General features: G+C 69.5%; 24 protein-coding genes and 3 pseudogenes. 17 read left to right on the forward strand and 10 right to left on the reverse strand.

Translation table 11 applies throughout. From position 1 onward, the window contains the following. Positions 1–158: 158 nt before the first annotated feature. On the forward strand, positions 159–1,139 hold the full coding sequence (locus IEZ17_RS11865) for a J domain-containing protein (RefSeq protein ID WP_189299287.1): 981 nt from the start codon (positions 159–161) through the stop codon (positions 1,137–1,139). Positions 1,140–1,149: 10 nt separating this feature from the next. Then, entirely contained in the window at positions 1,150–1,494 is a 345-nt protein-coding gene (locus IEZ17_RS11870; protein ID WP_189299289.1) for a rhodanese-like domain-containing protein, read from the forward strand. A 228-nt stretch (positions 1,495–1,722) separates the two neighbouring features. On the opposite strand, the gene IEZ17_RS11875 is transcribed toward IEZ17_RS11870, so the two are convergent. The 6 genes from IEZ17_RS11875 to paaA form a co-directional block, all read right to left on the reverse strand. After that, positions 1,723–2,856 (reverse strand): acyl-CoA dehydrogenase family protein, encoded by a 1,134-nt coding sequence (locus IEZ17_RS11875; RefSeq protein ID WP_189299291.1) that lies wholly within the window; start codon positions 2,854–2,856, stop codon positions 1,723–1,725. Positions 2,857–2,987: 131 nt separating this feature from the next. Then, on the reverse strand, positions 2,988–4,034 hold the full coding sequence (locus IEZ17_RS11880) for a 2Fe-2S iron-sulfur cluster-binding protein (RefSeq protein ID WP_189299293.1): 1,047 nt from the start codon (positions 4,032–4,034) through the stop codon (positions 2,988–2,990). Further along, positions 4,034–4,531, reverse strand: coding sequence for a 1,2-phenylacetyl-CoA epoxidase subunit PaaD (gene paaD, locus IEZ17_RS11885; RefSeq protein ID WP_189299295.1), 498 nt, complete (start codon positions 4,529–4,531; stop codon positions 4,034–4,036). Before paaD ends, IEZ17_RS11880 begins: the two co-directional genes overlap by 1 nt. Then, positions 4,525–5,244, reverse strand: a complete 720-nt coding sequence (gene paaC / locus IEZ17_RS11890; protein WP_189299296.1) for a 1,2-phenylacetyl-CoA epoxidase subunit PaaC — start codon at positions 5,242–5,244, stop codon at positions 4,525–4,527. The genes paaD and paaC overlap by 7 nt, the downstream gene beginning before the upstream one ends. Next, entirely contained in the window at positions 5,241–5,609 is a 369-nt protein-coding gene (gene paaB, locus IEZ17_RS11895) for a 1,2-phenylacetyl-CoA epoxidase subunit PaaB (RefSeq protein WP_189299298.1), read from the reverse strand. The genes paaC and paaB overlap by 4 nt, the downstream gene beginning before the upstream one ends. Further along, the gene (gene paaA / locus IEZ17_RS11900) at positions 5,606–6,586 is read right to left on the reverse strand and encodes a 1,2-phenylacetyl-CoA epoxidase subunit PaaA (protein ID WP_189299300.1); all 981 of its coding nucleotides are present in this window, start codon (positions 6,584–6,586) and stop codon (positions 5,606–5,608) included. Before paaA ends, paaB begins: the two co-directional genes overlap by 4 nt. Before the next feature lie 166 nt (positions 6,587–6,752). Between paaA and IEZ17_RS11905 the strand changes: the two genes are divergently transcribed. The 8 genes and pseudogenes from IEZ17_RS11905 to IEZ17_RS11940 all read left to right on the forward strand — a co-directional run bounded on the left by IEZ17_RS11905 (position 6,753) and on the right by IEZ17_RS11940 (position 12,768). Then, a complete protein-coding gene (locus IEZ17_RS11905; RefSeq protein WP_189299302.1) occupies positions 6,753–7,424 on the forward strand; it encodes a DUF5819 family protein in 672 nt (223 codons plus the stop codon). Beyond that, complete coding sequence (locus IEZ17_RS11910) at positions 7,421–8,803, forward strand: HTTM domain-containing protein (RefSeq protein WP_189299304.1); 1,383 nt, start codon at positions 7,421–7,423, stop codon at positions 8,801–8,803. The genes IEZ17_RS11905 and IEZ17_RS11910 overlap by 4 nt, the downstream gene beginning before the upstream one ends. After that, positions 8,800–9,009 (forward strand): annotated as a pseudogene (locus IEZ17_RS42270) (rRNA methyltransferase); the annotation flags it as partial. The gene IEZ17_RS11910 and the pseudogene IEZ17_RS42270, both read left to right, overlap by 4 nt. 4 nt (positions 9,010–9,013) lie before the next feature. Further along, positions 9,014–9,316 carry a flavoprotein gene (locus tag IEZ17_RS11915; RefSeq protein WP_373299794.1) on the forward strand — a complete coding sequence of 101 codons (303 nt, stop codon included), beginning with the start codon at positions 9,014–9,016 and terminating at the stop codon, positions 9,314–9,316. A gap of 17 nt (positions 9,317–9,333) precedes the next feature. Further along, positions 9,334–9,525 (forward strand): annotated as a pseudogene (locus tag IEZ17_RS11920) (DUF4291 family protein); the annotation flags it as partial. 320 nt (positions 9,526–9,845) lie between these two features. Further along, complete coding sequence (locus IEZ17_RS11930) at positions 9,846–10,196, forward strand: DUF397 domain-containing protein (protein ID WP_189299306.1); 351 nt, start codon at positions 9,846–9,848, stop codon at positions 10,194–10,196. A gap of 319 nt (positions 10,197–10,515) precedes the next feature. After that, a complete protein-coding gene (locus tag IEZ17_RS11935) occupies positions 10,516–12,177 on the forward strand; it encodes an alpha/beta hydrolase (RefSeq protein WP_189299308.1) in 1,662 nt (553 codons plus the stop codon). Positions 12,178–12,204: 27 nt separating this feature from the next. Further along, positions 12,205–12,768, forward strand: coding sequence for a hypothetical protein (locus tag IEZ17_RS11940; RefSeq protein WP_189299310.1), 564 nt, complete (start codon positions 12,205–12,207; stop codon positions 12,766–12,768). A gap of 187 nt (positions 12,769–12,955) precedes the next feature. Here IEZ17_RS11940 and IEZ17_RS43815 read toward each other — a convergent pair whose 3' ends face one another. Beyond that, on the reverse strand, positions 12,956–13,081 hold the full coding sequence (locus tag IEZ17_RS43815; protein WP_268249817.1) for a hypothetical protein: 126 nt from the start codon (positions 13,079–13,081) through the stop codon (positions 12,956–12,958). A 195-nt stretch (positions 13,082–13,276) separates the two neighbouring features. Continuing rightward, positions 13,277–13,894, reverse strand: a complete 618-nt coding sequence (locus IEZ17_RS11950) for a hypothetical protein (RefSeq protein WP_189299312.1) — start codon at positions 13,892–13,894, stop codon at positions 13,277–13,279. Between the two features lie 496 nt (positions 13,895–14,390). Here IEZ17_RS11950 and IEZ17_RS11955 point away from each other — a divergent pair, with 496 nt between their 5' ends. Together IEZ17_RS11955 and IEZ17_RS11960 are read left to right on the forward strand one after the other, a co-directional pair. Continuing rightward, positions 14,391–15,095: a TrmH family RNA methyltransferase gene (locus tag IEZ17_RS11955; protein WP_373299799.1), complete on the forward strand. Its 705-nt coding sequence runs from the start codon at positions 14,391–14,393 to the stop codon at positions 15,093–15,095. Between the two features lie 49 nt (positions 15,096–15,144). Next, a pseudogene (locus IEZ17_RS11960) lies at positions 15,145–15,551 on the forward strand (TrmH family RNA methyltransferase); the annotation flags it as partial. Between the two features lie 83 nt (positions 15,552–15,634). Here the strand turns inward: IEZ17_RS11960 and paaN are convergent. Continuing rightward, positions 15,635–17,317, reverse strand: a complete 1,683-nt coding sequence (gene paaN, locus IEZ17_RS11965; protein ID WP_189299316.1) for a phenylacetic acid degradation protein PaaN — start codon at positions 17,315–17,317, stop codon at positions 15,635–15,637. A gap of 149 nt (positions 17,318–17,466) precedes the next feature. Between paaN and IEZ17_RS11970 the strand changes: the two genes are divergently transcribed. Next, the gene (locus tag IEZ17_RS11970) at positions 17,467–18,987 is read left to right on the forward strand and encodes a 3-hydroxyacyl-CoA dehydrogenase (RefSeq protein WP_189299318.1); all 1,521 of its coding nucleotides are present in this window, start codon (positions 17,467–17,469) and stop codon (positions 18,985–18,987) included. Positions 18,988–18,989: 2 nt separating this feature from the next. Then, positions 18,990–19,580: a TetR/AcrR family transcriptional regulator gene (locus IEZ17_RS11975; protein ID WP_189299320.1), complete on the forward strand. Its 591-nt coding sequence runs from the start codon at positions 18,990–18,992 to the stop codon at positions 19,578–19,580. Positions 19,581–20,204: 624 nt separating this feature from the next. Here the strand turns inward: IEZ17_RS11975 and IEZ17_RS11980 are convergent. Beyond that, on the reverse strand, positions 20,205–20,723 hold the full coding sequence (locus tag IEZ17_RS11980) for an Lrp/AsnC family transcriptional regulator (RefSeq protein WP_189299322.1): 519 nt from the start codon (positions 20,721–20,723) through the stop codon (positions 20,205–20,207). A 225-nt stretch (positions 20,724–20,948) separates the two neighbouring features. Between IEZ17_RS11980 and pdhA the strand changes: the two genes are divergently transcribed. From pdhA to IEZ17_RS11995, 3 genes are read left to right on the forward strand one after another with little or no spacing between them, the layout of a single operon-like run. Beyond that, entirely contained in the window at positions 20,949–22,142 is a 1,194-nt protein-coding gene (gene pdhA, locus IEZ17_RS11985; protein WP_189299324.1) for a pyruvate dehydrogenase (acetyl-transferring) E1 component subunit alpha, read from the forward strand. Beyond that, on the forward strand, positions 22,139–23,173 hold the full coding sequence (locus tag IEZ17_RS11990) for an alpha-ketoacid dehydrogenase subunit beta (protein ID WP_189299326.1): 1,035 nt from the start codon (positions 22,139–22,141) through the stop codon (positions 23,171–23,173). Before pdhA ends, IEZ17_RS11990 begins: the two co-directional genes overlap by 4 nt. Further along, positions 23,173–24,570, forward strand: a complete 1,398-nt coding sequence (locus IEZ17_RS11995) for a dihydrolipoamide acetyltransferase family protein (RefSeq protein WP_189299327.1) — start codon at positions 23,173–23,175, stop codon at positions 24,568–24,570. Before IEZ17_RS11990 ends, IEZ17_RS11995 begins: the two co-directional genes overlap by 1 nt. The last annotated feature ends 68 nt before the right edge of the window (positions 24,571–24,638 follow it).

The raw sequence follows: 24,638 nt of genomic DNA on the forward strand, positions 1-24,638 counted from the left end.
CCCCGACTCTTCCACCTCACCCCCACCCCAGCCCCACCCCCGCCCCCCCCCACGAGCCGCCCCACGCAGTTGCCCCCTGCGGTCCCCGACGCCGTCGCCCGGTGCGGTCGCCGGTGCGGCCCGCGGGCCGGTGACGGCGAGGGCCGTACGCTGACCGGGTGACGAACTCGCACGCGGAGAACGCGCAGGACGGCCAGGACCGACCGGACGTACCGGGGGCACCCGGTGCCCCGGCCGAACCGCGGGCGGTGGACGCCCGCGGGGAGGCGCGGGGCGATGGGCGGCGCGATGCGGCGGCTGCCGTCGGCCCGGAGGGGGACGCTCCGGAGAGCCCGGACGGGGCGGCCGACGGCCGGGGCGGGCACGACGAGGCGACGCGGCGGCTGGCGAAGGCCGTGCGGGCCGCCGAGCAGGCGTTGATCGAGTTCGAGATCGCGGTGGAGACGTTCCGGGTCGAGGTCGAGAATTTCTCCCGGCTGCACCATCAGCGCCTCGGCCCCATGTACGCGCGGCTGGACGAACTCGATGCGCAGATCGCCGAGGCCGTGGCGGTTCGTACGGGCGACCCCGAGGACATCCGCAAGGCCCGGGAGGCGCGGGCGTCGGTGCTGCCGATGCCGGAGGTGGAGGAGCTGTTCCACGGCTGGCTGGGGTCGGAGGGGCTGTTTCCCGAAGCCCAGGCGATGCTCACGGATCAGCCGGTGAGCCCGCCGCAGAAGGTGCGGCCCAGTGAGGAGGCTCGCAAGATCTACCGCGAGCTGGTGCGCAAGGCGCATCCGGATCTGGCGCGGGACGATGCGGAGCGGGCGCGGCGTGACGGGTTCATCGCGCGGGTCAATGCCGCGTACGGGCGGGGTGACGAGGCGGCGCTGCGGGAGCTGGTGCGGGAGTGGGAGGCCGGTCCGGCGCCGGCCGAGGAGCGGCTGAGCGAGAGCGAGGAGCTCTACGCCCGGCTGGAGTGGTTGGCCCGGCGCAAGGAGCTGCTGGCAGCAGTCGCGGGGGAGCTGGAGACCAGTGCGATCGGCGCGATGATCAAGATGGCGCCGGAGGACCCGGACGGGCTGCTGGAGGAGATCGCCGAGAAGCTGCGCGCCGACGTCGCGGAACGCGAGGCGTACCTTGCGCAGCTGGTCGGGTAGCGTCGGGAGTATGCAATTTGGTTCTCTGCCCACGGTCGGTGTCGATGATCTCGCGTCCGGGGACTTCCTGCTGGACGTACGCGAGGACGACGAGTGGGAGGCGGGGCACGCCGAGGGTGCGCTGCACATCCCGATGAGTGAATTCGTCGCCCGTTACGGGGAGTTGACGGAGGCGGCGCCCGAGGGCGGCAAGGTGTTCGTCCTGTGCCGGGCCGGCGGGCGTTCGGCGCAGGTGGCGCAGTATCTGCTCCAGCAGGGCATCGACGCGGTGAATGTCGCGGGCGGTATGCAGGCGTGGGAGGCGGCCGGGCGTGCCGTGTCGGATGGCAAGGGCGGCGTGGGGACGGTCGTCTAGTAGTCCGACGGTTGTCCGGCGGGGCGGCGCATCGGTGGGTGGCGGGATGGCCGCCGGGCGTGGCGCACCGGCCCGGCGTCCGCACCGGCGTCTTTACCGTGCCTGCTTTACCGTCCCGGCGCCCGCACCGTGCACGGCCGCTCCCGCCTTCCCGCGTGGCTGCTTCCGCCTTCCGGCGTAGCGGCCTCCGCCTTCCGGGATACGTCGTTCGCCCCCCCTGGTCGCGGCTCAGCCCAGTGTGTGTGCCGCCAGTAGTTCGCCGAGTGCCTCCTCGTGGGCGGCGGCCGGGCCCAGGGAGAGTTCGAGCTGTTTGGCCCAGGCGTGGTAGCGGTGCAGCGGGTAGTCGGTGTCGGCGCCGAAGCCGCCGTGCAGGTGCTGTGCGGTCTGGACGATGCGGCGGACGCCTTCGGCGGCCCAGATCTTGGCGACCGCGATGTCTCCGGCGGGCGGGAGTGGGCCGGCCGTTTCGGTGGTGATGCGCCAGGCGGCTTGCCAGAGGGTGGCTTCCATGGCGCGCAGGTCGATGAAGCGGTCGGCGGTCTGGACGGCGACGGCCTGGAAGGTGGCCACGGGGAAGCCGAACTGTTCGCGTTTGCCGGTGTAGTCGCTGGTCATGGCGAGGACGCGTTCGCCGAGGCCGAGTGCGAGTGCGCAGGTGCCGGTGGTGAGCAGGTTGCGCAGCGATTCCCAGGCGGCCGGGTCGGTGATCGTTTCGCGGGTGCCGAGGCGTACGGAGTCCAGCCGGACCTCGGCGTAGCGCTCTCCGTTGGTGGAGGTCTGGGGGGCGAGCGAGACGCCGGGGTGGGTGCGCGGAACGAGTGCGAGGACGGCGTGGCCGTCGGGGGTGTGGGCGGGGAGCAGGATCCGGTCCGCGGTCTGGGCCCAGGGGACGGCGGTGTGGGTGCCGTCGAGGAGCCATTCGGTGCCGTCCTGGCGGGCGGTTGTGGCGAGTTCGGCCGGGTCGTGGCCGGTGCGTCCGGCCGCGGCGGCGGTGATGACGAGGTCGCCGGTGGCGATCCGCGGCAGTACGTCTGCCCGGAGGCCGTCGGTGGCGTGTTTCTGGAGGGTGAGCGCGGCGGCGCCGGACTCCAGCAGGGGTACGCGGGCCAGTACTTTGGCCGACTCGCGCAGTACCAGGCAGAGGGCGATCGGGTCCAGGCCGGCGCCGCCGTGCTCGGGTGCGATGGGCAGGCTCAGCAGGTCGGCGTCGGCGAGCTTGCGCCACAGTGTGCGGTCGAAGTCGTCGGCGACGGCGCCATGGGTGAGTGCCGGGCTGGGCACGCTGTCCGGCGCGACGTCGGAGAAGACGGCCTCGGCCGCTTCGACGGCGGCCTGCTGCTCCTCGGTGAAGGTGAAGTCCACTGGTCTGTCCTCCCGCACGCCGTCTGAATCTGACGAAGCGTCAAGGTAGAACAGGTTCCAGGAATTGGGAATGGTGCGGTGGGTGATGGACGGGGCTTACGGGGCGGGCGGCGGCTGTGCCGGGCCTCCTCTCAACGGTCGAAGTCCAGCTCGACCTTCTCCGTGACGGGGTGGGACTGGCAGGCCAGCACATAGCCGGCGTCGACCTCGTCGGACTCCAGCGCGAAGTTGCGGTCCATGCGGATCTCGCCGGAGACGAGGAACGCGCGGCAGGTGCCGCAGACGCCGCCCTTGCAGGCATACGGCGCGTCCGGGCGGTTGCGGAGCACCGCTTCCAGGAGGGATTCGCCGTCGTGCACCGGCCAGTTGCCCGAGCGGCCGTCGAGGGTGGCGGTCACCGTGCTGTGGGCGGGCGCGGTGGCGGCGGGCGCCGGTGCCGCGGCGCCGTTGTCTATGTGGAAGATCTCTTCGTGGATGCGGTCACGCGGCACCTTGAGGGCGCGCAGGGCCCGTTCGGCGCCCTGGACGAGACCGAAGGGGCCGCACAGGAACCAGCCGTCGACGGACGCGACCTGGAGCAGCGCGGGCAGCAGTGTGAGCAGGCGCTGCTCGTCGAGCCGGCCGGACGGCAGGCCCGCCTGCTGCTCCTCGCGGGAGAGGGCGTGGATCAGCTGGAAGCGTTCCGGATAGCGGTCCTTGAGGTCGGCCACCTCCTCCAGGAACATCGTCGAGGCGGCCGTGCGGTCGCTGCGGATCAGGCAGAAGTGGGCGTCCGGCCGGCGGGCGAGCAGGGTGGACGCGATGGAGAGGACCGGGGTGATCCCGCTGCCGCCGACGATGCCGGCGAACCGGCCGGGGCGCGGTTCGAGGGTGAAGCGGCCGGCCGGGGCCATGACGTCGACCGTGTCGCCGACGGCCAGCTCCTTGAGTGCGTAGGTCGAGAACGCGCCGTCCTCGACCAGCCGGATCCCGACCCGCAGCACGGGTTCGTCGGTGGCCGGGGTGCAGATGGAGTACGTCCGGCGGATCTCCTGGCCGTCGACCGTTCTGCGGAGGGCGATGTGCTGCCCGGGGGTGTGCCGGAACGTCGTGCGCAGCTCGGGCGGGACCGTGAACGTGACGGCCACCGCGTCGTCCGTGAGCCGCTCGATCTCCCGCACCTGGAGCGGGTGGAACATCACAACTCCTTGAAGTGGTCGAAGGGTTCGCGGCAGGACTCGCAGCGGCGCAGCGCCTTGCAGGCCGTGGAGGAGAACCGGCTCAGCAGGGTGGTGTCGGTCGATCCGCAGTGCGGGCAGCGGATCGTGAGGTCGACGGCGACCGGGCCGCCGGCCGGTGCCGTGGGGCGTGGTGGGGCGATACCGAATTCCGTCAGTTTGCGGCGGCCTTCGTCGGTGATCGCGTCCGTGGTCCACGGCGGGCTGAGAACCGTGCGGACCTCGACTTCCGGTATGCCGTGGTCGTGCAGTACGCGCTCTATGTCGGCGGACATCGCCTCGATGGCGGGGCAGCCGGTGTAGGTGGGGGTGAGGCGGACCTCGACGCGGTCCGGGGCGGTGAGCCGCACCCCGCGCAGTACGCCGAGCTCGGCGAGGGTGAGGACCGGCAGCTCGGGGTCGGGAACCGAGCCGGCCAGGGCGAGCAGTTCCGCTTCGAGGGCGGTGGGGGTCACCATGTCGCCCCCGGGTGGCTGCGGTGGAGGTGCTGCATCTCGGCGAGCAGCCGGCCGAACGGTTCGGTGTGCAGGCCCTGGCGTCCGCCGCCGGCGGTCCAGGCGCCGCGCTGGGGGCCTTCGGGGACGCTGAGGGTGGCGCGCTCCAGGATCGCGGTGATGCGGGCGGTCCACCGGTCGTACAGGGCCGGCCAGGGGACGGTATCCAGTCCTTCCACCGGTTCGAAGAGCTCGCCGGTGAAGCGCCAGAGGGCGTCCAGTGCGCGCTGCATCCGGGTGTGGCTCTCGTCGGTGCCGTCGCCTAGGCGCAGCGTCCACTGCTCGGCGTGGTCGCGGTGGTAGGCGACCTCTTTGACGGCCTTCGCGGCCAGGGGCGCCAACTCTCCGTCCCCGGTGGCGAGGTGGGCGTACAGCAGCTCCTGGTACGTGGAGAAGTAGAGCTGGCGGGCGATGGTGTGGGCGAAGTCGCCGTTGGGCTGCTCGACCAACTGGAGGTTGCGGAACTGCCGTTCCTCGCGCAGATACGCCAGTTCGTCCTCGTCGCCGGCGAGGGAGAGCAGGACGCGGGCCTGGCCGAGGAGGTCCAACGCGATGTTGGCCAGGGCGACCTCCTCTTCCAGGACGGGGGCGTTGCCCGCCCACTCGCCCAGGCGGTGGGAGAGGATCAGCGCGTCGTCCCCGAGGGGCAGGGCCGGGGTGGCCGTCCGCTGCGTCACAGGTGGTGCACCCCCTCCGGGATCTCGTAGAAGGTCGGGTGGCGGTAGGGCTTGTCGCCGGCCGGTTCGAAGAACTCGTCCTTCTCGTCCGGTGAGGAGGCGGTGATCTGGGCGGAGGGCACCACCCAGAGGGAGACGCCTTCCGAGCGGCGGGTGTAGAGGTCGCGGGCGTTGCGCAGCGCCATTTCGGCGTCGGGGGCGTGCAGGCTGCCGGCGTGGGTGTGCGACAGGCCGCGGCGGCTGCGGACGAAGACCTCCCACAGCGGCCAGTCGGCGGGGTGAGGGGCTGCGCCGGCGCCGGTGTCCGCCGGGGATGCGGCTGCGGCGGACGGCGTCGAGGTGCCCGAGGGCCGTGCTGTCGTCATCGGGTCGCCTCTCCTGTACCGGCCGTGCGGGCCGCGTTCCTGGCTTTCCTGGCGGCGTGTGCGGCGGCTGCCTCGCGTACCCAGGCGCCCTCTTCATGGGCGCGGCGCCGGCGGCCTATCCGCTCTTCGTTGCAGGGGCCGTTGCCCTTGAGGACCTCGCGGAACTCGGCCCAGTCGATCGGTCCGAAGTCCCAGTGGCCGCGCTCCTCGTTCCACCGCAGGTCCGGGTCCGGGAGCGTGAGCCCGAGGGCCTCGGCCTGCGGGACACAGATGTCGACGAAGCGCTGGCGCAGCTCGTCGTTGGAGTGCCGCTTGATCTTCCAGGCCATGGACTGCGCGGAGTGCGCCGATTCGTCGTCGGGCGGGCCGAACATCATCAGGGAGGGCCACCACCAGCGGTTCACCGCGTCCTGCGCCATGGCGTGCTGGGCGTCGGTGCCGCGGCTGAGGGTGAGCAGGAGCTCGTATCCCTGCCGCTGGTGGAAGGACTCCTCCTTGCAGACGCGGATCATCGCGCGGGCGTACGGGCCGTAGGAGCAGCGGCACAGCGGGACCTGGTTCGTGATGGCCGCGCCGTCCACGAGCCAGCCGATGGCGCCGACGTCGGCCCAGGTCAGGGTGGGGTAGTTGAAGATCGAGGAGTATTTCTGGCGGCCGGAGTGGAGCTTGTCGAGCAGTTCGTCGCGGCCGGCGCCGAGGGTCTCGGCGGCGCTGTAGAGATACAGGCCGTGGCCGGCCTCGTCCTGCACCTTGGCCATCAGGATCGCCTTGCGGCGCAGCGACGGGGCGCGGGTGATCCAGTTCGCCTCCGGCTGCATGCCGATGATCTCGGAGTGGGCGTGCTGTGCGATCTGCCGCACCAGCGATGAGCGGTAGGCGTCCGGCATCCAGTCCCGTGGTTCGATCCGCTCGTCCGCGGCCACGGTGGCGTCGAACACGGCCTCGCGGGCCGTTTCCTCCGGCGCGATCGTCGTCATGTACTGCCCCCTCGCTCCCGACCGACCGATCGTTCGGTTCAATGGTGAGTGGCCGGACCGCGGGTGTCAAGCCTGTGGATAACTCGGGGAGGGTGTGCCCGGCGCGGCGGCATAGGTACGGTTCCGGAGCGGAGTCAGCCGCAGAGAATCTCGGAACGGGGCGGGAATGCAGTCATACGGGGACGAATCGCGGCCACTGGCCGCGCTCTCGCTGCCCTCGCGGATCGTCATAGGCGCAGCGGCCTGCGCCATCGCCGTCAGCGTCGCGCTGCATCTCGCCATGATGTTTCTGCACGTCGCGCCGTCGAACACGCTCAGCAAGCAGCAGAGCAAGCTCATCAGCGACTACGTCTATCCCGAGTACGAGCAGAACTGGAAGCTGTTCGCGCCCAATCCGCTCCAGCAGAACATCGCGGTCCAGGTCCGTGCCCAGGTGCGCACCCAGGACGGCACCGCGCAGACCACCGGCTGGACCGACCTCACCGCCCTCGACGGCCGGGCCATCCGCCACAACCCGCTGCCCAGCCACACGCAGCAGAACCAACTGCGCCGCGGCTGGGAGCTGTTCACCAACACCCATGACGCGCAGGACCGGCCGATCGGCCGGCGCGGCGAGCTCTCGGAGCGCTACATCCGGCGGATCGTGATGCTCCGGATGTCCGCGGAGTGGACCAAGGACGGCGGCCGGATCGAGCAGATCCAGGTCCGGTCGCAGACGACGGCGGTCAGCCCGCCCCCGTGGAGCGACGAGAAGATCAGCGACAAGCCCGTATACCGCGTGCTGCCCTGGTGGCAGGTCACCGCAAACGACCTGCCCGAGGGGGCGACGAACAAGTGACTTCGCCGACGCCGCAGCAGCCGCAGCCCGCCCAGCCGGTCTCCGGTACCCCTGAGGAAGCCACCGCCCCGCCCGCCCCCTCCCAAGAGGCCCGCGCCGCCTACGAGGAGACCCGCGTCGAGCGCGCCATAGGCCGCGGCTTCATATGGGCCACCGGGCGGGCCATGGCCCCGTACCAGACCGCCGTCATCCGGATCGGCTTCGCCGCCACCTGGCTGCTGTTCCTCCTGCGGGAATGGCCCAACCGCCAGGACCTCTACGGGCCCGGCGGCCCCTGGAACGCCGGGATGGCGCGCGAGCTCCTCAACAGCAACCACGCCTTCTCGGTCCTGCTCTGGTCCGACAGTCAGACCTGGTTCGAGTGCGTCTACCTCCTCGCCATCGTGGCCAGCGCCCTGCTGATGCTCGGCTGGCGCACCCGCACCATGTCGGTGCTCTTCATGCTGGGCGTGCTCTCGCTCCAGAACCGCAGCGTGTTCATAGGGGACGGCGGCGACAACGTCATCCACCTGATGTCGATGTACCTCGTCCTGACCCGCTGCGGACAGGTGTGGTCGCTGGACGCGCGCCGCGCGAAGCGGGAGGCCGCCGCCGCGGCGACCGGAGAGGGCGCGGCGGGCGCCACACCGCCCCGCGACCTGCCCGGCATCGTCCTGTGGGCGGTGCTCGGCCTCGGTCTGGCCGCGGCCCAGGTGCAGGGCGGCTACGCCCTCACCTGGTTCGACCACGGACCGTTCCCGTACGTCGGCTGGAGCCTGGCGCTCTGGGGCCTGTGGGCGACGCACGGCCTGTGGTGGGCGGTGCGCCGCTACGCTCCCGGGGAGCCCCGGACCGTCCTCGACACCCTCGCCAAGCTCGCGCACAACGGCGCACTGCTGGTGATCATGGTCGAGGTCTGCCTGATCTACTCCACCGCCGGCTGGTACAAGATCCAGGGCTCGCGCTGGCAGGACGGCACCGCGGTCTTCTACCCGATGCACCTGGACTACTTCTCCCCCTGGCCGGCGCTGTCCGGGATGCTCGGCGGCAACGGTCTCATGATCATGCTGCTGACCTACGGGACGGTGATCGTGCAGGTCGCCTTCCCGTTCACGCTCTTCAACCGCCGGATCAAGAACGTGCTGCTGGTCGTGATGATCTGCGAGCACCTCTCGATCGCGTTCCTGCTCGGGCTGCCGTTCTTCTCGCTCGCGATGATCACCGCCGACGCCGTCTTCCTGCCCACGAACTTCCTGACCTGGCTCTCCGGGAAGCTCTCCGGACCGGGCCGGCGGCTGTTCCGGCGCGGCGCCGGCGCCCCGCCCGACACCGGATCCGGCGGCGGTGAGCCGGAGGCCCGTACGCATTCCGCCGGCGATGGCCATACGCTCGTGGGGTGAGCAGCGAGAACACCGCCCCCGCCGAGCCCCTCCAGTACGACGAGGAGTACGGGCCCAAGATCGGCGTCGGGCCGCATCCGGAGCCCTGGCCGCAGGACGGCCGCTACGACCCCGAGCTGCTCGCGCACGGCGACCGCCGCAACGTCGTCGACGGCTACCGCTACTGGACGCGCGAGGCGATCGTCGTCGCGGCCACGCGCCGACGTCGCGGTGGTCGCCCCCGCCACCTTCAACACGATCAACCAATGGGCGCTGGGGATCACCGAGAAGTTCATCGTGGGATTCGCCGCCGAGGCCATCGGCAAGAAGATCCCCCTGGTCACCATGCCGTGCGTCAACGCGGCCTACGTCCAGCACACCCAGTTCGCGCACAGCATCGAGACGCTGCGAGCCATGGGGGTGCACGTCCTGTACGGCGAAGGCGGGTTCGTACCCAACGAGCCGGGCAAGGGGCGGCCTGACGCCTATCCGTGGCATCTCGCCTTGGAGGCCGCCGAACGTGCTGTCGGCTAAGCCCTGACAGCCCCGGAATCCAAAGGGACTATGAACAAGGCTTGACATGGATCAAGCCGTCGTTCCTGTGGATGATGTACCGCTGCGGCTGGGGCGCGAAGGCCGACCAGGAGACGGTGCCCGCCGTCGAGATCGACCGGGCCGGCTTCGACTGGGCGCTCGGCAACGCCTGCCTGTCGCACCACGACCCCGCCGAGCATCCCAGGCGGGTGCATCGAGCGTGGAGAGTGCCCGTGGCCGCCTGCCGACCGGAGGTCGAGGAAGAGCTCGGCATTACTCCCGCCATCGGGCCGCTGCTGATCATCGACTGGGCCCCGATCCAAGCGGGGGGCGACAAGGTTCTGTACGTGTTCAACGGTGGGCAGCTGCACCCCGAGCAACTGGCCCAGATCAATCCCGCTCCTGATGAGTTGCTGGCTAGGGCCCAGGCGCACCCTGTGTATCTGGAACACAGCGAGCTACCGAAAGTCGAGCGAGAGCGCGCCACCTTCTGAACGCGACAGGAGGTGATCGGTGGCTTCTCCTCCGAATGGTTGTCAGCAGCTACAGCGACCAGGGGATCGACAACTGCATTGAGGACGCGGGCGGCCCCGCTGCCACAGTGCCTGTCCGCGACACAAGAACCCCGTCCGGTGCCGCACTTCCCATCCGCTGCCTGATCAGCCTTCAAGGACGCCGTGAATGCCAACTGGCACAAGATTGGCCGGATTTCGCGCGGTTGAGGTTAGTTCTGGAGCCATCGCGTAGGGTGACAGACTGTCCATTCCTGGGAGCGCTTGACAATGCCTCCTCACGGACCCAGGAGCACACGGGGGATCGGGGGAACTTTGTCGACCAACAAAGTCAATCCAACTGCGCTTCGTACGGCCGCTACCCATAGCGAAGAGATGCAAGCTGGCGTAGGAACTGCCCTTGGGAGCCTGAACGCACGTCATCAGGGCCTAACTGGGCAAACGGAGGGTTTCGAATTCACTGGGGAACTGATGAGGACTCATCAGTCCTGGCACGAACGACTCAGCGATGTCTAGAAGGAGTGCGGAGAGGTCGCACGCTCGCTCAGGGAGTCCGCGGACAACTACGAGAAGAACGACGAGGCAACAGCCCAGTCGTTCACCCGTCCTGCCGCTGGGAGCTCGGTCTCCTTCCGCCCAGCGATGCAGAGCGCCGCCCGCCTCGACAGCCCTTTTGGATGATGCCCAATGGCACTGACCATACAAGACCTCCAGAACCTCCGCTTTTCCGAACTGGAAGGCGCAAAGGAAGAATGGGCACAGATCGCCCGGCGTCTCGGAGGGTATAGCGATCGCGTCGATGCATACATGCGCCGTTCGCTGGAGCATGAATGGTCCGGGGAGGCAGCCGATAAGGCACAACAGCGCATGAGCAGACTGAGGGAGAACTTCCAGTTCAGTGACCAGGAATGCGCGCTGATCGAGACGACGCTGGACGGGGTTATCACGGAGCTGCGAGCGCAGCAGAGGTCGCTCCATCAGGCATTGGACGAAGCCACCACGAAGGGCTACAAAATCGCGCCGTCCGGCGAGGTCATCTACGCCGACGAGGGCGACATACCCACCGGAGACCCTGACGCGGGAGTTCCAGCAAAAGAGCAGGAGCGGCGCGGCCTTGAGGGCAACATATTCTCCGTCCTGCGCAATGCTGCCGAGATAGATGCTCGCTATCGAGCCGAACTGTCGAGACTACGGGTCGGCCGAGGACTTGCCGTGGACGGCCTAAAGTCGCAACGGGATGCCGCGGACATTTCCAAGATCGCGGGAGTGGCCGTCGGGCTTGAATCAACTCCCACGAAGGGTACAGACCCGAAGAAGGTCCGAGACTGGTGGAACGGCCTAAGCAAGGAAGAGCAGGAGGAGCAGCTGGCGCTCAACCCGAGCGTAATCGGAAACCTCGACGGGATACCCGCAAGGACGCGCGACAAAGCCAATCGAGTTAACCTCGACAGGCTGATCGCCATGTATCCGGAGCCTGCGCCGGACGAGGTGAAGGAAAAGCACGACGGCTTCAAGGCAATCAGAGACCGCCTGGCGGACGGCGATGGGAAAAATCCGGAACCGCTTCTGCTCGGCATCGGCCCGGAGGGACAGGGGCGAGCCATCCTGTCATATGGGAATCCCGATACAGCGGACAACGTCGCCGCCTACGTGCCCGGATTCAGCACCACACTCTCAAATGTCGGGGGAGAGGACGGGGGTCGCGCAGAGAATGTCTGGGACTCCGCAAATAAAGCGGACCATAAGCACAAAACCGCCTCGATTGTCTGGCTTGGATACGATGCACCGCAGGGCCCTGAAGTCGCAGGCACAGAGCGAGGCAAACGAGGCGGGGCGGACTTCGGGACATTTCTGGACGGCATCCAGGCGACTCATCAGGGGGACCGCCCACACGTAACGGCGATCGGGCACAGTTATGGGTCCTTCACGGTGGGCCAGGCAGCTCAGCGTGAGGGAGGAATCCCTGCCGACGACATTATCCTCGTAGGAAGCCCTGGTACGGGGGCACATAAGGCTGAGGACCTTGGGGTCGGCGCAGACCATGTATGGGTGGGAGCGGCTGATAGCGATCCGGTTACCCATGCACCTTCCAAAAATGAAGCAGGTTTTGGCGCCATCACCGGCCCTATTGGTGGCGGCATAGCCCACCTTGCCGATCCGCATAAATTGTGGTTCGGGCAGGATCCAGCCAGCGGGGAGTTCGGCGGGAATCGATTCGGCGTCGCATTCGGGAATCCTGGAGATTCCCATTCTAATTACTTCAAGCCCGAGGGTGGCGATTCACTGGATAACATGGGTGCAATTGTGGCCGGCCATCCCGAAAAGGTCACATTCCAAGGGGAGCGATAAAACGTGATGAGTCGACAGAAGTTCCCCGTGTCAGTCGCCAGCATGCTGCTTGCAACTATCTGCCTCGGTGGCTGTTCAACCCTGTCGGGAGACACCCCAGAGCCGACCGTTAACGTGAATGAGGCCGTCAAGCAGGTTGACTCCATCCTGGATGGAACCGTCAACGCAGTACGCCCTCAGCTTAAATGGCGAGACGGCCCGGCTCGGATATCAGAGCGCAGAAATTCGTTCACGAACAAGGCGAACGGAGAAGCGGATGTTAGCAGGTACCGCTATGTGCGCACCAAGGTCTCGAAAGCGAAGTTGAACGGGCTTCTCGCAGCTATCACCAAATATTGGAACAAGGAGGGATTCAAGGCCAGCACCTCGAATCCCCGAGAGCCTTCACTTTCCGGCAAGGCAGAAGATGGCCGCTTCGCTAAATTCTCGATGAGCAGCTTCGGTGACGTCGAATTCTATGTCAGTGTTGGCGCCCTGTCTTCCGAGCGCAGCGGTGACATTAAAGGAGAGGAAGGCGACCAGTTCCCTGAGGCACCCAATGGCGGCCCGGACTACACCCCAGATGTGCAGGACTCCTACTGGTCCAAGTGACACCCACGCCGACGCGCCGCGCGCATGGTGATGTCATGCAGACGTGGTCCTCTGGGTGTGCAGCCTCCAACACACCACCTAACGATCGCGAGAAGGAACGGGCCCGTGTAGGGCCCGCGTAAGGCACCACACGCAGATGCGCCCCGACCGTGACATCGGGGCGCATCCCTGGGTTCAGCACAGCGCGCTACGCAGCAACCGGCGCCGGCACGGATCCCTTCTCTTCCGCACCATCGACATCGGGAGCGTCCAGGCCGACGCCCTTGGCGCCGTTGTACGCATCGCGATCGAGGATTCCCTCACGCGCGGCCATGAGCAACGTGCATACTGATTGGCCAGCAACGGTCGTAGCGGTTTGCAGCTGTCGGCAGCCCGCTCACGGGCCGACCTAGCGAAACGATGAGCAAACCGGGCATGCAACGTGGTTATCCCCTCCGGTCACGACCCGGCCTGCCCAACTGTTACCTCATCAGCGCACGGTCACACCAGCGAGACCCAACGCCGTCCGTCACGCCATATACGGTTGCGGCTCCAGTACTCCGGGGAACTGAGCCTTGACGTCCTTGACCTCGCGGATTTCCTGTGCCTTGGCGTTGTAGAAGCAGTACTGCTCGCCCTTGAACATCCACAGGCGTTCCCAGTTCTCGAACCCGAAGGCGTCCAGGCCGGTCTGGAAGGCGGGCGGGATCTTGGTGAACTGCTGCTTCAGCAGATTCTCCGACCGAACCTCATTTTCCTTCGCGTTGTAGAACACGACCCTGTCGCCCTTGACAAACCACATGCGCTCCCAGTTCTCCCAGCCGAGGGCGTCGATCCCCTTCTTGAAGTCATCCGGCAGCCTGGTGAACTGGTCCTTGATCTTCCGCGACTCGCGAACCTCCTGCGCCTTGGCGTTGTAGAAGCAGTACTCGTCCCCCTTGAAGAACCACAGGCGCTCCCAGTCCTCGAACCCGAAGGCGTTGATGCCGCTCTGGAACTGCTGAGGAATCGCAGTGAACATGTCTCCGATCTTCTTGCGGTCCCGGACGGTCCCCTGCTTGCCGTTATAGAAGATGCATTCCTGCCCGACGAAGAACCACATGCGCTCCCAGTTCTCCCAGCCGAGCGCGTCGACCTTACTGGCCATCGAAGCCTCCTTTGTAGTCGAGGTGATCGGATCGGCTGAGACGCCGAGCCGCATTGGATAGTTCTTACACTTCCGAGCATTCGCATACACGGATTCGATGATCTTGACTCGGCTGGCCTAGAGGTTGTTGGGTAGGCCGTTCGGCTCACATTCCGTCGGCCATCGGGGCGAGATTGAATGCATTCACCTGCGTGGCGTGTTTTCCAACACGTCACCTAATGATCACGGCAAAGAACGGGCCCGAGTAGAGCTCGCGTCAGGCAACACGCACGCAGCTGCGCCCCGACCGTGACATGGTCGGGGCGCATCCCTGGGTGCAGCGCAGAGCGCTACGCAGCAGCCGGCGCCGACACGGCCCCAGATCCGCGAGGGACGACATCCTTACAGGGGCACTTCTGACGAAGTCTCTGGTAGCGGCCGTGAGTCGTAGTCTGATGTGGTGAGTGAGGACGAGATCACCAGAGCCGTACGACAGTGGCGGGACGCTGCGCCTGAGATGGTGTTGCTGGACGGGTTCCATGCCTTGAAGCATGCTCTCCGCTTTGGGGCGGACGTCCGCGTAGCGATCTCCAGTGACAAGGGCTCCATCCTGACACTGGCAGATGAGTTGGCCAGCGACCTCACGGACCGGATCGACGATCTTGTGATCGAGGTGTCGGCCGAAACGTACCGGGATCTTGTGCCCAAGGTGCACCCCACGCAAGTAGCCGGTCTGGGTGTTCGACCCGACCCCCAACGCAATCTGGAGAACCTGTCGAGAGCCCCGCGGCCGGCTCCGGTCGTCGTCTTGGAGAACCCCCGAAACTTGGGGAATGTCGGCGCCGTGGTCCGGCTTGCTGCCGGGTTCGGCGCCACGGGAGTGGTCACTACCGGTGATTTGGACCCGTGGCACCCCAACGTGGTGCGCGCAGCAGCCGGCCTTCATTACGCGACCGCGGTTGAAAGTCTCCCGCTCGACGACCTACCTCCGGGTCCGGTGTACGCGCTGGACCCGGAGGGAGACGACATCAGGTCTGTGGCTCTCCCTGATGACGCGCTGCTGGCGTTCGGTTCTGAGCGGCACGGGATATCGCCGGAACTCCGGAAGCGGGCCACCAAGCTCGTAGCCCTCCCGATGAGGCCCCAGGTGTCCAGCTACAACCTGGCTACGAGCGTCGCCATGGCCCTGTTCCACTGGGGAGGCCCGCCTCCGGCGACGTGAGCAGCCGCGATGACGGGGATGCGCTCCACGCCTGTTATGTAACCGATACTTCAACATCGGCTCGGTCGTACGGACCGCCAACGCCTTCCTGGCCAAGGAGGTCCACATCGTCGGGCAGCGCCGCTGGAACCGGCGCGGCGCGATGGTGACCGACCGCTACCAGCACGTCCGCCACCACCCGGACACCGCCGAGCTGCCGCCTGGGCCGCCGCCGAGGAGCTGCCGATCATCGGGATCGACAACCTCCCCGGCTCCGTCCCCCTGGAGACGACCGAGCTGCCCCGCCGCTGTGTGCTGCTCTTCGGGCAGGAGGGGCCGGGGCTCACCGAAGAGGCGCGCCGGCACGCCTCCCTGGTCTGCTCGATCGCCCAGTTCGGCTCGACCCGCTCGATCAACGCGGGGGCCGCGGCGGCCATCGCGATGCACGCCTGGATCGCGCGCCACGCCCAGATCTAGGGCCCGCCCCACGCGACCGCGACCGGGTGGATCGGCCCGCGGGCCCGGGGCCCGCTGCGGCACGACCGCCCGGGCCCCGGGCTTCACGCCTCCCGCCTCACCTCCACCGTCCGGAAGCGGTTCGCCACGAAGGCGCCGTCGCACAGCACGGCGTTGGCCGCCGGATTGCCGCCCGAGCCGTGGAAGTCGGAGAACGCCGCGGTCTGGTTCACATAGACCCCGCCGGTCAGATTCAGCGACAGCTGCGCGCACTCCTCCAGGCAGGCTTCCTCTACCAGCCGCTCCACCTCGGGCGAGGTGGTGTAGGCGCCGACCGTCATGGCGCCCTTGTCGCGGATCGTACGCCGCAGCAGAGCGACCGCGTCGGCCGCGGAGTCGACGGCCACCGCGAACGACACCGGGCCGAAGCACTCCGACAGATACGCCGCCTCGGAGTCCGGCTTGGCGCCGTCCAGCTTGACGATCACCGGCGTCCGGACCGTGGCCTTGGGGAACTCCGGATGGGCCACCTCACGGGAGGCAAGACCCACCTCGCCGAGTCCCGACGCCGCGTCGATCCGCTCCTTGACCTGCGGATTGACGATCGCACCCAGCAGGGCGTTGGCTCGCGCGTCGTCGCCCAGCAGGCCGCTCACCGCGCCCGCCAGATCGCTGACCACCTCGTCGTACGACTTCGGCCCGGCATCCGTGCTGATGCCGTCCCGGGGGATCAGCAGATTCTGCGGGGTGGTGCACATCTGGCCGCTGTAGAGCGACAGCGAGAACGCGAGGTTGCTGAGCATGCCCTTGTAGTCGTCGGTGGACTCGATGACGACGGTGTTCACGCCGGCCTTCTCCGTGAAGACCTCGGCCTGGCGGGCGTTCTCCTCCAGCCAGTCGCCGAAGGCGGTCGAGCCGGTGTAGTCGATGATCCGGACCTCGGGGCGCACGGCCAGCGTCTTGGCCAGCCCCTCGCCCGGCTTGTCCACGGCCAGGCACACCAGGTCCGCGGGGAAGCCGGCCTCGGCCAGCACCTCACGGGCCACCCGGACGGTCAGCGCCAGCGGGAGCACGGCGCGCGGATGCGGCTTGACCAGCACCGGATTGCCGGTGGCCAGCGAGGCGAACAGGCCCGGATAGCCGTTCCACGTCGGGAAGGTGTTGCAGCCGATCACCAGGGCGACGCCGCGCGGCACGGCCGTGAAGCTCTTGGCCAGCTCCAGCGGATCGCGCTTGCCCTGCGGCTTGGACCAGGCGGCCTTCTCGGGCGTCCGGGTCTGCTCGGCGTACGCGTACGCCACCGCCTCCAGGCCGCGGTCCTGGGCGTGCGGCCCGCCCGCCTGGAAGGCCATCATGAACGCCTGCCCACTGGTGTGCATCACGGCCTGGGCGAACTCATGGGTGCGCGCGCTGATCCGCGCCAGGATCTCCAGACAGACCGCGGCGCGCGCCTCGGGCCCCGCGTCCCTCCATACGGGGATCGCGGCCCGCATGGCCGGCAGCAGCACCGAGACGTCCGGATGCGGATAGCTGATGCCCAACTCCGGGCCGTACGGCGAGACCTCCTCGCCCGTCCAGTCGTCCGTGCCGGGCTGGTCGAGTGCGAAACGGGTGCCGCGCAGGGCCTCGAAGGCGGCCAGTCCCTCCGGCGCGGCGTTCTCGCCGTACGCCTTGGGGTGCTCGGGGTGCGGGGACCAGTACTCGCGGGTACGGATCGCTTCCAGCGCCTTGTCGAGGGTCAGGCGGTGCTTCTCGATCAACTGCGCTGCGGTCGGTTCGGCGGCCATCGGTGACCAACTCCTCGTCGAGTGCTGGGCGGAGATGCGAACAGGGCTGGGAGCTGACAGGGCAGCAGAGTTAGAGTAACCGAACGATCGGTCGGGGCAAGAGGGCCCGGCGAACCTGTGGAAAACTCGGTCGGGGAGGATCAGCTGCCATGACGGCAATCGGAACCAGCAGCACGGTTGCAGTGGTCGGTACCGGCACCATGGGGCAGGGAATCGCGCAGGTCGCGCTGGTCGCCGGCCACCGCGTACGCCTCTACGACACCGCCCCGGGCCGCGCCGAACAGGCCGCCCGGGCCATCGGGCAGCGGCTCGACCGGCTGGTGGAAAAAGGCCGGATCCCGGCTGCGGAGCGGGACGCCGCACGCGAACGCCTCTCCCCCGCCACGTCCCTCGCAGAACTGTCCGACGCCGCGCTGGTCGTCGAGGCGATCCTGGAGCAACTCCCGGCCAAACAGGACCTGTTCAGGTCCCTTGAGGACGTCGTCGCATCCGACTGCCTGCTCGCCACCAACACCTCCTCCCTGTCCGTGACCGCGGTCGCGGGACCGCTGCGCCACCCCGGCCGCTGCGTGGGCCTGCACTTCTTCAACCCCGCGCCGCTCCTCCCGCTGGTCGAGGTCGTCAGCGGCTTCGCGACCGACGAGGCCGCGGCCACCACCGCGTACGAGACCGCCGCGGCCTGGGGCAAGACGCCGGTGCGCTGTGCCGACACCCCCGGCTTCATCGTCAACCGCATCGCCCGCCCCTTCTACGCCGAGGCCCTGCGCCTCTACGAGGAGCGGGCCGCCGACCCCGCCACCATCGACGCCGTGCTGCGCGACGGCAGCGGCTTCAAGATGGGACCCTTCGAGCTCACCGACCTCATCGGGCAGGACGTGAACGAAGCGGTCACCCACTCCGTGTGGACCGCCTTCTTCCAGGACGCGAAGTTCACGCCCTCCCTGGCGCAGCGCCGGCTGGTGGAATCCGGGCTGCACGGCCGCAAGACGGGGCGCGGCTGGTTCGACTACGCCGAGGGTGCCCGCCGGCCCGCGCCGCACACCGCCGAGCCCTGCCCAGCGCCCGCGTCGGTCGCCCTGCACGCGGAGCTGCCGGGCCCGGCCGGGGTGCTGCGCGAGCTGATCGAGGAGGCCGGCATCAAGATCACCCGTGACCGCACGCCAGGGGAGTCGGAGGGCTTCATCCGGCTGCCCGGTGGTGCCTGCCTGGCGATGACGAACGGCCACCCGGCCACGAGAGCGGCCCACGGCGCCTCCATCCGCTTCGATCTCTCGCTCGACTACCGGGCCGCGACGCGGATCGCCCTCGCGCCCTCGGCGGCGACCTCCGAGGGGGACCTCGCCGAGGCCGTCGGGCTGTTCCAGGCGCTGGGCAAAGAGGTCAGCGTGATCGACGACGTCCCGGGCCTGATCGTCGCCCGGACGGTCGCGATGATCATCGACTTCGCCGTGGACGCCGCGGCCCGCGGGGTCGCCACCCCCGAGGACATCGACACGGCCATGCGGCTCGGCGTGAACTACCCCGGCGGCCCCATGGAGTGGGCCGACCGGCTCGGTGCCCCGTGGGTGCGGGATCTGCTGGATTCCCTGCACCACCGGAATGCCGGCGGACGCTACGTACCGTCCTGGGCGCTACGGCGCCGTGCGGACCTCGAGGAATTGGTGCTCTAATCATGACCATGGCCAAGCGCGACGCCTATACGCCCGATTCGCTGCTCGCGGTCTCCGTCGAGGTGTTCATCGAGCGCGGCTACGACGGCACCTCCATGGAGCACCTGTCCAAGGCGGCCGGCATCTCGAAGTCGTCGATCTACCACCATGTGCGCAGCAAGGAAGAGCTGCTGCGCCGCGCGATAAGCCGCGCCCTGGACGGGCTGTTCGGGGTCCTGGAGGAGCCCGGCGCGGTCCAGGGGCGGGCGATCGAGCGACTGGAGTACGTCACGCGGCGCGAGGCCGAGGTCCTGATGGACGAACTCCCTTATGTGACACTGCTGTTGCGGGTGCGCGGAAATACGGACACCGAGCGGTGGGCCATGGAGCGCCGCCGGGAGTTCGACCACAGGGTCGCCGAACTGCTCAAGGAGGCCGCCGCCGACGGTGACCTCCGGGACGACGTGGACATCCGGCTGGCGACCCGGCTGCTCTTCGGCATGATCAACTCGGTCGTCGAGTGGTACCGGCCGGGGCGCGGCGACGCGGCAAGCCGAGACGAGGTCGCCGAGGCCGTGGTCCGCACGGCGTTCGGGGGGCTGCGCCGGGCCTGAGGGCGGGGCGAGTGCTTGCTCGGCCGGGGTGCGAGTGAGGGCGAGCTTTCCCGGGATGGGCTTGAGCGATTGCTGTGCCGGGGTGGGCTTGCGCGCCTGTCTGGGGCGGCGCGCTGGTCGTTGTTCCGTGGTGGGGGGATGGTCGCTTGGGTGCGGGTGCGGGTGCGGGTGCGGGTGCGGGCGCGGCGAGGGTGAGGCTGGCCGTGTGACCGGCTCACCGGGTTCTTCGCGTCGTGGTGCGATCGCTGGTGCTGGTGCTGGTGCTGGTGGCCCGGTGCCCGGGTGTCTGCCCCGTCTGCGACGGCTGTGCGCCCGTGGCGTAGAGCGGCCACTGCTTCGCCCCCCCACCCCCGAACCCACCCCCCGCCCCCTCCCCCGAAGGGGGAGAGGGGGAGGGGGCGGGGGGAAAGCCCGAGCAGGCGCGGCGGATCCGCCAGGCGGACCACGCTCGGCGATCCCGGAAGGCCCGACGCCCCCGAAGGCCCGACCACGCCCGGCAGGCCCGACCACGCCCGGCAGGCCCGACCACGCCCGGCAGGCCCGACCACGCCCGGCAGGCCCGACCACGCCCGGCAGCCCCGACCACGCCCGGCAGCCCCGGCAGCAGCGCCCCTACCCCACCCCCTACCCCTCCTCCACCCCCAGGTCGGTCTCCTCGAAGACCAGCAAGGTGCGGGTGCTGAGCACTTCCGGTATCGACTGGATGCGGGTGAGGACCAGCTCCCGTAGCTCGCGGTTGTCCTTGGTGTGGACGAGCAGCAGGACGTCGAAGTCGCCGCTGACCAGCGCGATATGGGCGGCTCCCGGCAGTGCGGTGAGCTGTTTGCGGACGGTCCGCCAGGAGTTCTGCACGATCTTGAGCGTGATGTAGGCGGAGGCGGCCTGACCTGCTCTTTCCTGGTCGACGAGGGCGCTGAAGCCACGGATGACGCCGTCGTCGAGCAGCCGGTTGATGCGGGCGTACGCATTGGCGCGGGAGACGTGCACCTGCTCGGCGACGGAGCGTATCGAGGCCCGGCCGTCGGTGCGCAGCAGGCGCAGGATGGCGCGGTCGATGGTGTCGAGGGGACGCGCGGCCGGAGACGGCGGAGCGGGCGGCGCCGGTGGCTGCCCGCCTGGATTGGCCATCTGTTCCTCCGGCATATGGTCCCGCCTCCCCTTTGTGGACGCCCTGCCTTCATCACAAGCTGTGGAGAACCGTTTGTCCACAGGCTGAACCCGCCTGTAGCCAAAATGCATCAGCGACCGAACAATCGGTAGGGAAGGGCGTACCCGCCCCGACCGATTCCATCCTGCCCGTGCGTCGCCCGCCCACCACCCCATATGAGGCGCCTCGCGCCGCCCCTTCGATCCGAGGAGGTGCTCGTCATGACGGTCCTTGAGCAGCCCGGCAGCAGCAGGCACACGAGCGGCCTGGCCGGACCGCCGCCCGCCTGGCGGCCCCGTGTCGACCCGGCGCCCCTCCTGCCCGACGCGGAGCCGTATCGCCTCCTGGGGACGGACGCCGCCGGCCGGCTCGACCCCGGACTGCTGAAGCGGCTGTACGCGGAGCTGGTGCGAGGCCGCCGGTACAACGCCCAGGCCACCGCGCTGACGCGGCAGGGACGGCTGGCGGTCTACCCGTCCTCCACGGGGCAGGAAGCCTGCCAGGTCGCGGCGGCGCTCGCGCTCGAAGACCGCGACTGGCTCTTCCCCAGCTACCGCGACACCCTGGCCGCCGTGGCCCGCGGCCTCGATCCCGTACAGGCGCTGACGCTCCTGCGGGGCGACTGGCACACCGGGTACGACCCGCACGAGCACCGCATCGCCCCCTTGTGCACCCCGCTCGCCACGCAACTCCCCCACGCCGTGGGCCTGGCGCACGCCGCCCGCCTCAAGGGCGACGACGTGGTCGCACTGGCGATGGTCGGCGACGGCGGCACGAGCGAGGGCGATTTCCACGAGGCGCTGAACTTCGCCGCGGTCTGGCAGGCACCGGTCGTCTTCCTCGTGCAGAACAACGGCTTCGCGATCTCCGTCCCGCTCGCCAAGCAGACCGCCGCGCCGTCCCTCGCCCACAAGGCGGTCGGCTACGGCATGCCCGGCCGCCTCGTGGACGGCAATGACGCCCCCGCGATGCACGACGTCCTCACCGAGGCCGTACGGCGGGCCCGCGAGGGCGGCGGCCCCACCCTGGTCGAGGCCGTGACGTACCGCCTGGAGGCGCACACCAACGCCGATGACGCCACCCGCTACCGCACCGATGACGAGGTCGAGACCTGGCGGGCGCACGACCCGATAGCCCTGCTGGAGCGCGAGCTGGCGGAGCGGAAGCTGCTCTCCGACACATTCGTCGCCGCCACCCGGGACAGCGCCGAGCGCCTGGCCGCCGACCTCCGGGAGCGCATGAACGCCGCCCCGCCCCTGGACCCGATGGACCTGTTCGACCACGTATTCACCCGGCAGACCAGCCAACTGCGCGACCAGGCGGCCCAGTTGCGCGCCGAGCTGGACGCCGAGGCCGAGGGACACACCGAGCACGCAGCGGGCGCCGCGACGCCCGCCCAGGAGGCCAGGCCATGACGACCACCGCTCCGGCGACCGCGCGCAAGCCCGCCACGATGGCGCAGGCGCTGACCCGCGCGCTGCACGACGCCATGGCCGAGGACCCGTCCGTCCATGTGATGGGGGAGGACGTGGGCGCCCTGGGCGGCGTCTTCCGGGTCACCGATGGCCTGGCCGAGGAGTTCGGCGAGGACCGTTGCAGCGACACCCCGCTCGCCGAGGCCGGCATCCTGGGCACCGCCGTCGGCATGGCGATGTACGGGCTGCGCCCGGTCGTGGAGATGCAGTTCGACGCGTTCGCCTACCCGGCCTTCGAGCAACTGGTCAGCCATGTCGCCCGGATGCGCAACCGCACCCGCGGCGCGGTGGCCATGCCGCTGACGATTCGCATCCCGTACGGCGGCGGGATCGGCGGTGTCGAGCACCACAGCGACTCCTCCGAGGCGTACTACCTCGCCACCCCCGGCCTCCAGGTCGTCGCCCCGGCCACGGTCGAGGACGCGTACGGGCTGCTGCGCGCCGCCATCGCCTCCGACGACCCGGTCGTCTTCCTCGAACCCAAGCGGCTGTACTGGTCCAAGGCCGAATGGTCGCCGGACGCGCCCACTCCGGTCGCCCCCATAGGCCGTGCCGAGATCCGGCGCCGCGGCAGCAGTGCCACGCTGATCACCTACGGCCCCTCGCTCCCGGTCTGCCTGGAGGCCGCCGAGGCCGCCCGGGCCGAGGGCTGGGACCTGGAAGTTCTCGACCTGCGCTCGCTGGTGCCGTTCGACGACGAGACGGTCTGCGCGTCCGTGCGGCGCACCGGGCGGGCCGTGATCGTCCACGAGTCCAACGGATTCGGCGGCCCGGGCGGCGAGATCGCCGCGCGGATCACCGAGCGCTGCTTCCACCACCTGGAGGCGCCCGTGCTGCGCGTCGCCGGTTTCGACATCCCCTATCCGCCGCCGATGCTGGAGCGGCACCACCTTCCGGGTGTGGACCGGATCCTGGACACCATCGCCCGTCTCCAGTGGGAGTCGGACTGGACCGAGGGACGTGGTGAGTGATGGCCGTGGTCCGCGAGTTCACCCTGCCCGACCTGGGGGAGGGCCTCACCGAGGCGGTGATCGTGCAGTGGCTGGTCGAGGCCGGCGACGTGGTGGCCGTCGACCAGCCGGTGGTGGAGGTCGAAACCGCCAAGGCGATGGTCGAGGTGCCGTGCCCGTACGGCGGTGTGGTCACCGCCCGCTTCGGTGAAGAGGGGGCCGAAGTCCCGGTGGGGGCGCCCTTGGTGACGGTCGCCGTGGGGGCGGTGCCGGACGATCTGGCGGCGAGCGGCGGGGCGCCCCCGGTGCCCGCCGCGGAGGGCGCGGACGGCGCGGCGGATTCCGGATCGGGGAATGTGCTGGTCGGGTACGGGACGAGCGCGTCGGCGGCACGCCGGCGGCGGGTCCGGCCCGGGACGCCGGCCGGCCCCGGGGCGGGTGCGTCGGCGGAGTCCCCTCAGGCGCCCGCGTCCGCTGCTGCCGGGCCCACCGGCAGCCGGGCGGACGCCGCCGGAGCCGCTGCCGCCGGCGCCCGTACGGTCGCCGTCATCTCGCCGCTGGTGCGCCGTATCGCGCGGGAACACGGCCTGGATCTCCAGGGGCTGACGGGCACCGGCCGCGACGGGCTGATTCTCCGTACGGACGTCGAGTCGGCGATCTGGGCGCTGCGTGAGCGGGAGACGGCCGCCGCCGGGGCCGCCCTCGGCGCGGGGACCGCGGCCGTCCCCGGGGAGGAGCGGATCCCGCTCCGGGGGATGCGCGGTGCCGCCGCCGAGAAGTTCAGCCGCAGCCGCCGGGAGATCCCGGACGCGACGTGCTGGGTGGACGCCGACGCCACCGAACTCCTCGCCGCCCGCGCGGCGATGAATGTGCCCGGCGCCCCCAAGGTGTCGCTGCTCGCGCTGCTGGCCCGGATCTGCACGGCCGCGCTCGCCCGTTATCCCGAGCTGAACGCCACCGTCGACACCGCCACCCAGGAGATCGTCCGGCTGCCCGCCGTCCATCTGGGCTTCGCGGCGCAGACCGACCGCGGCCTGGTGGTGCCGGTCGTCCGGGACGCACAGAACCGCACGGTCGAGGAGCTGTCCGCCGAGATGGCCCGGCTCACCGAGACCGCGCGCTCCGGTGGGCTGTCGCTCGCCGAGCTGACCCACGGCACGTTCACGCTCAACAACTACGGCGTCTTCGGCGTCGACGGCTCCACACCGATCATCAACCACCCCGAGGCGGCGATGCTCGGCGTCGGCCGGATATCCGCCAAACCCTGGGTCCACGAAGGCGAGTTGGCCGTCCGGCAGGTCGTCCAGCTCTCGTTCACCTTCGACCACCGGGTGTGCGACGGCGGCACCGCGGGCGGCTTCCTGCGCTATGTGGCCGACTGTGTGGAGCAGCCCGCGCTGCTGCTGCGCGCGCTCTGACCGCCGGGCCGGTGCGGCCGGCCCGGCCCGGGGCGGGCGCGCCGACTGTGACGGTCGCGACAGCGACG

This window comes from Streptomyces albospinus, assembly GCF_014648695.1.
In the GTDB taxonomy this organism is placed as follows: Bacteria; Actinomycetota; Actinomycetes; order Streptomycetales; family Streptomycetaceae; genus Streptomyces; species Streptomyces albospinus.

Excerpts from the sequence above, each read along its gene's own strand:
- paaN (WP_189299316.1), bottom strand. The coding sequence starts at position 17,317 with ATGGCCGCCGAACCGACCGCAGCGCAGTTGATCGAGAAGCACCGCCTG.
- IEZ17_RS11995 (WP_189299327.1), top strand. The coding sequence starts at position 23,173 with ATGGCCGTGGTCCGCGAGTTCACCCTGCCCGACCTGGGGGAGGGCCTC.
- IEZ17_RS11990 (WP_189299326.1), top strand. The coding sequence starts at position 22,139 with ATGACGACCACCGCTCCGGCGACCGCGCGCAAGCCCGCCACGATGGCG.
- IEZ17_RS11955 (WP_373299799.1), top strand. The coding sequence starts at position 14,391 with ATGGTGTTGCTGGACGGGTTCCATGCCTTGAAGCATGCTCTCCGCTTT.
- IEZ17_RS11935 (WP_189299308.1), top strand. The coding sequence starts at position 10,516 with ATGGCACTGACCATACAAGACCTCCAGAACCTCCGCTTTTCCGAACTG.
- paaA (WP_189299300.1), bottom strand. The coding sequence starts at position 6,586 with ATGACGACGATCGCGCCGGAGGAAACGGCCCGCGAGGCCGTGTTCGAC.
- pdhA (WP_189299324.1), top strand. The coding sequence starts at position 20,949 with ATGACGGTCCTTGAGCAGCCCGGCAGCAGCAGGCACACGAGCGGCCTG.
- IEZ17_RS11950 (WP_189299312.1), bottom strand. The coding sequence starts at position 13,894 with ATGGCCAGTAAGGTCGACGCGCTCGGCTGGGAGAACTGGGAGCGCATG.
- IEZ17_RS11930 (WP_189299306.1), top strand. The coding sequence starts at position 9,846 with ATGGTTGTCAGCAGCTACAGCGACCAGGGGATCGACAACTGCATTGAG.
- IEZ17_RS11980 (WP_189299322.1), bottom strand. The coding sequence starts at position 20,723 with ATGCCGGAGGAACAGATGGCCAATCCAGGCGGGCAGCCACCGGCGCCG.
- IEZ17_RS11975 (WP_189299320.1), top strand. The coding sequence starts at position 18,990 with ATGACCATGGCCAAGCGCGACGCCTATACGCCCGATTCGCTGCTCGCG.
- IEZ17_RS11905 (WP_189299302.1), top strand. The coding sequence starts at position 6,753 with ATGCAGTCATACGGGGACGAATCGCGGCCACTGGCCGCGCTCTCGCTG.
- IEZ17_RS11870 (WP_189299289.1), top strand. The coding sequence starts at position 1,150 with ATGCAATTTGGTTCTCTGCCCACGGTCGGTGTCGATGATCTCGCGTCC.
- paaD (WP_189299295.1), bottom strand. The coding sequence starts at position 4,531 with ATGGTGACCCCCACCGCCCTCGAAGCGGAACTGCTCGCCCTGGCCGGC.
- IEZ17_RS11970 (WP_189299318.1), top strand. The coding sequence starts at position 17,467 with ATGACGGCAATCGGAACCAGCAGCACGGTTGCAGTGGTCGGTACCGGC.
- IEZ17_RS11880 (WP_189299293.1), bottom strand. The coding sequence starts at position 4,034 with ATGTTCCACCCGCTCCAGGTGCGGGAGATCGAGCGGCTCACGGACGAC.
- IEZ17_RS43815 (WP_268249817.1), bottom strand. The coding sequence starts at position 13,081 with ATGGCCGCGCGTGAGGGAATCCTCGATCGCGATGCGTACAACGGCGCC.
- paaB (WP_189299298.1), bottom strand. The coding sequence starts at position 5,609 with ATGACGACAGCACGGCCCTCGGGCACCTCGACGCCGTCCGCCGCAGCC.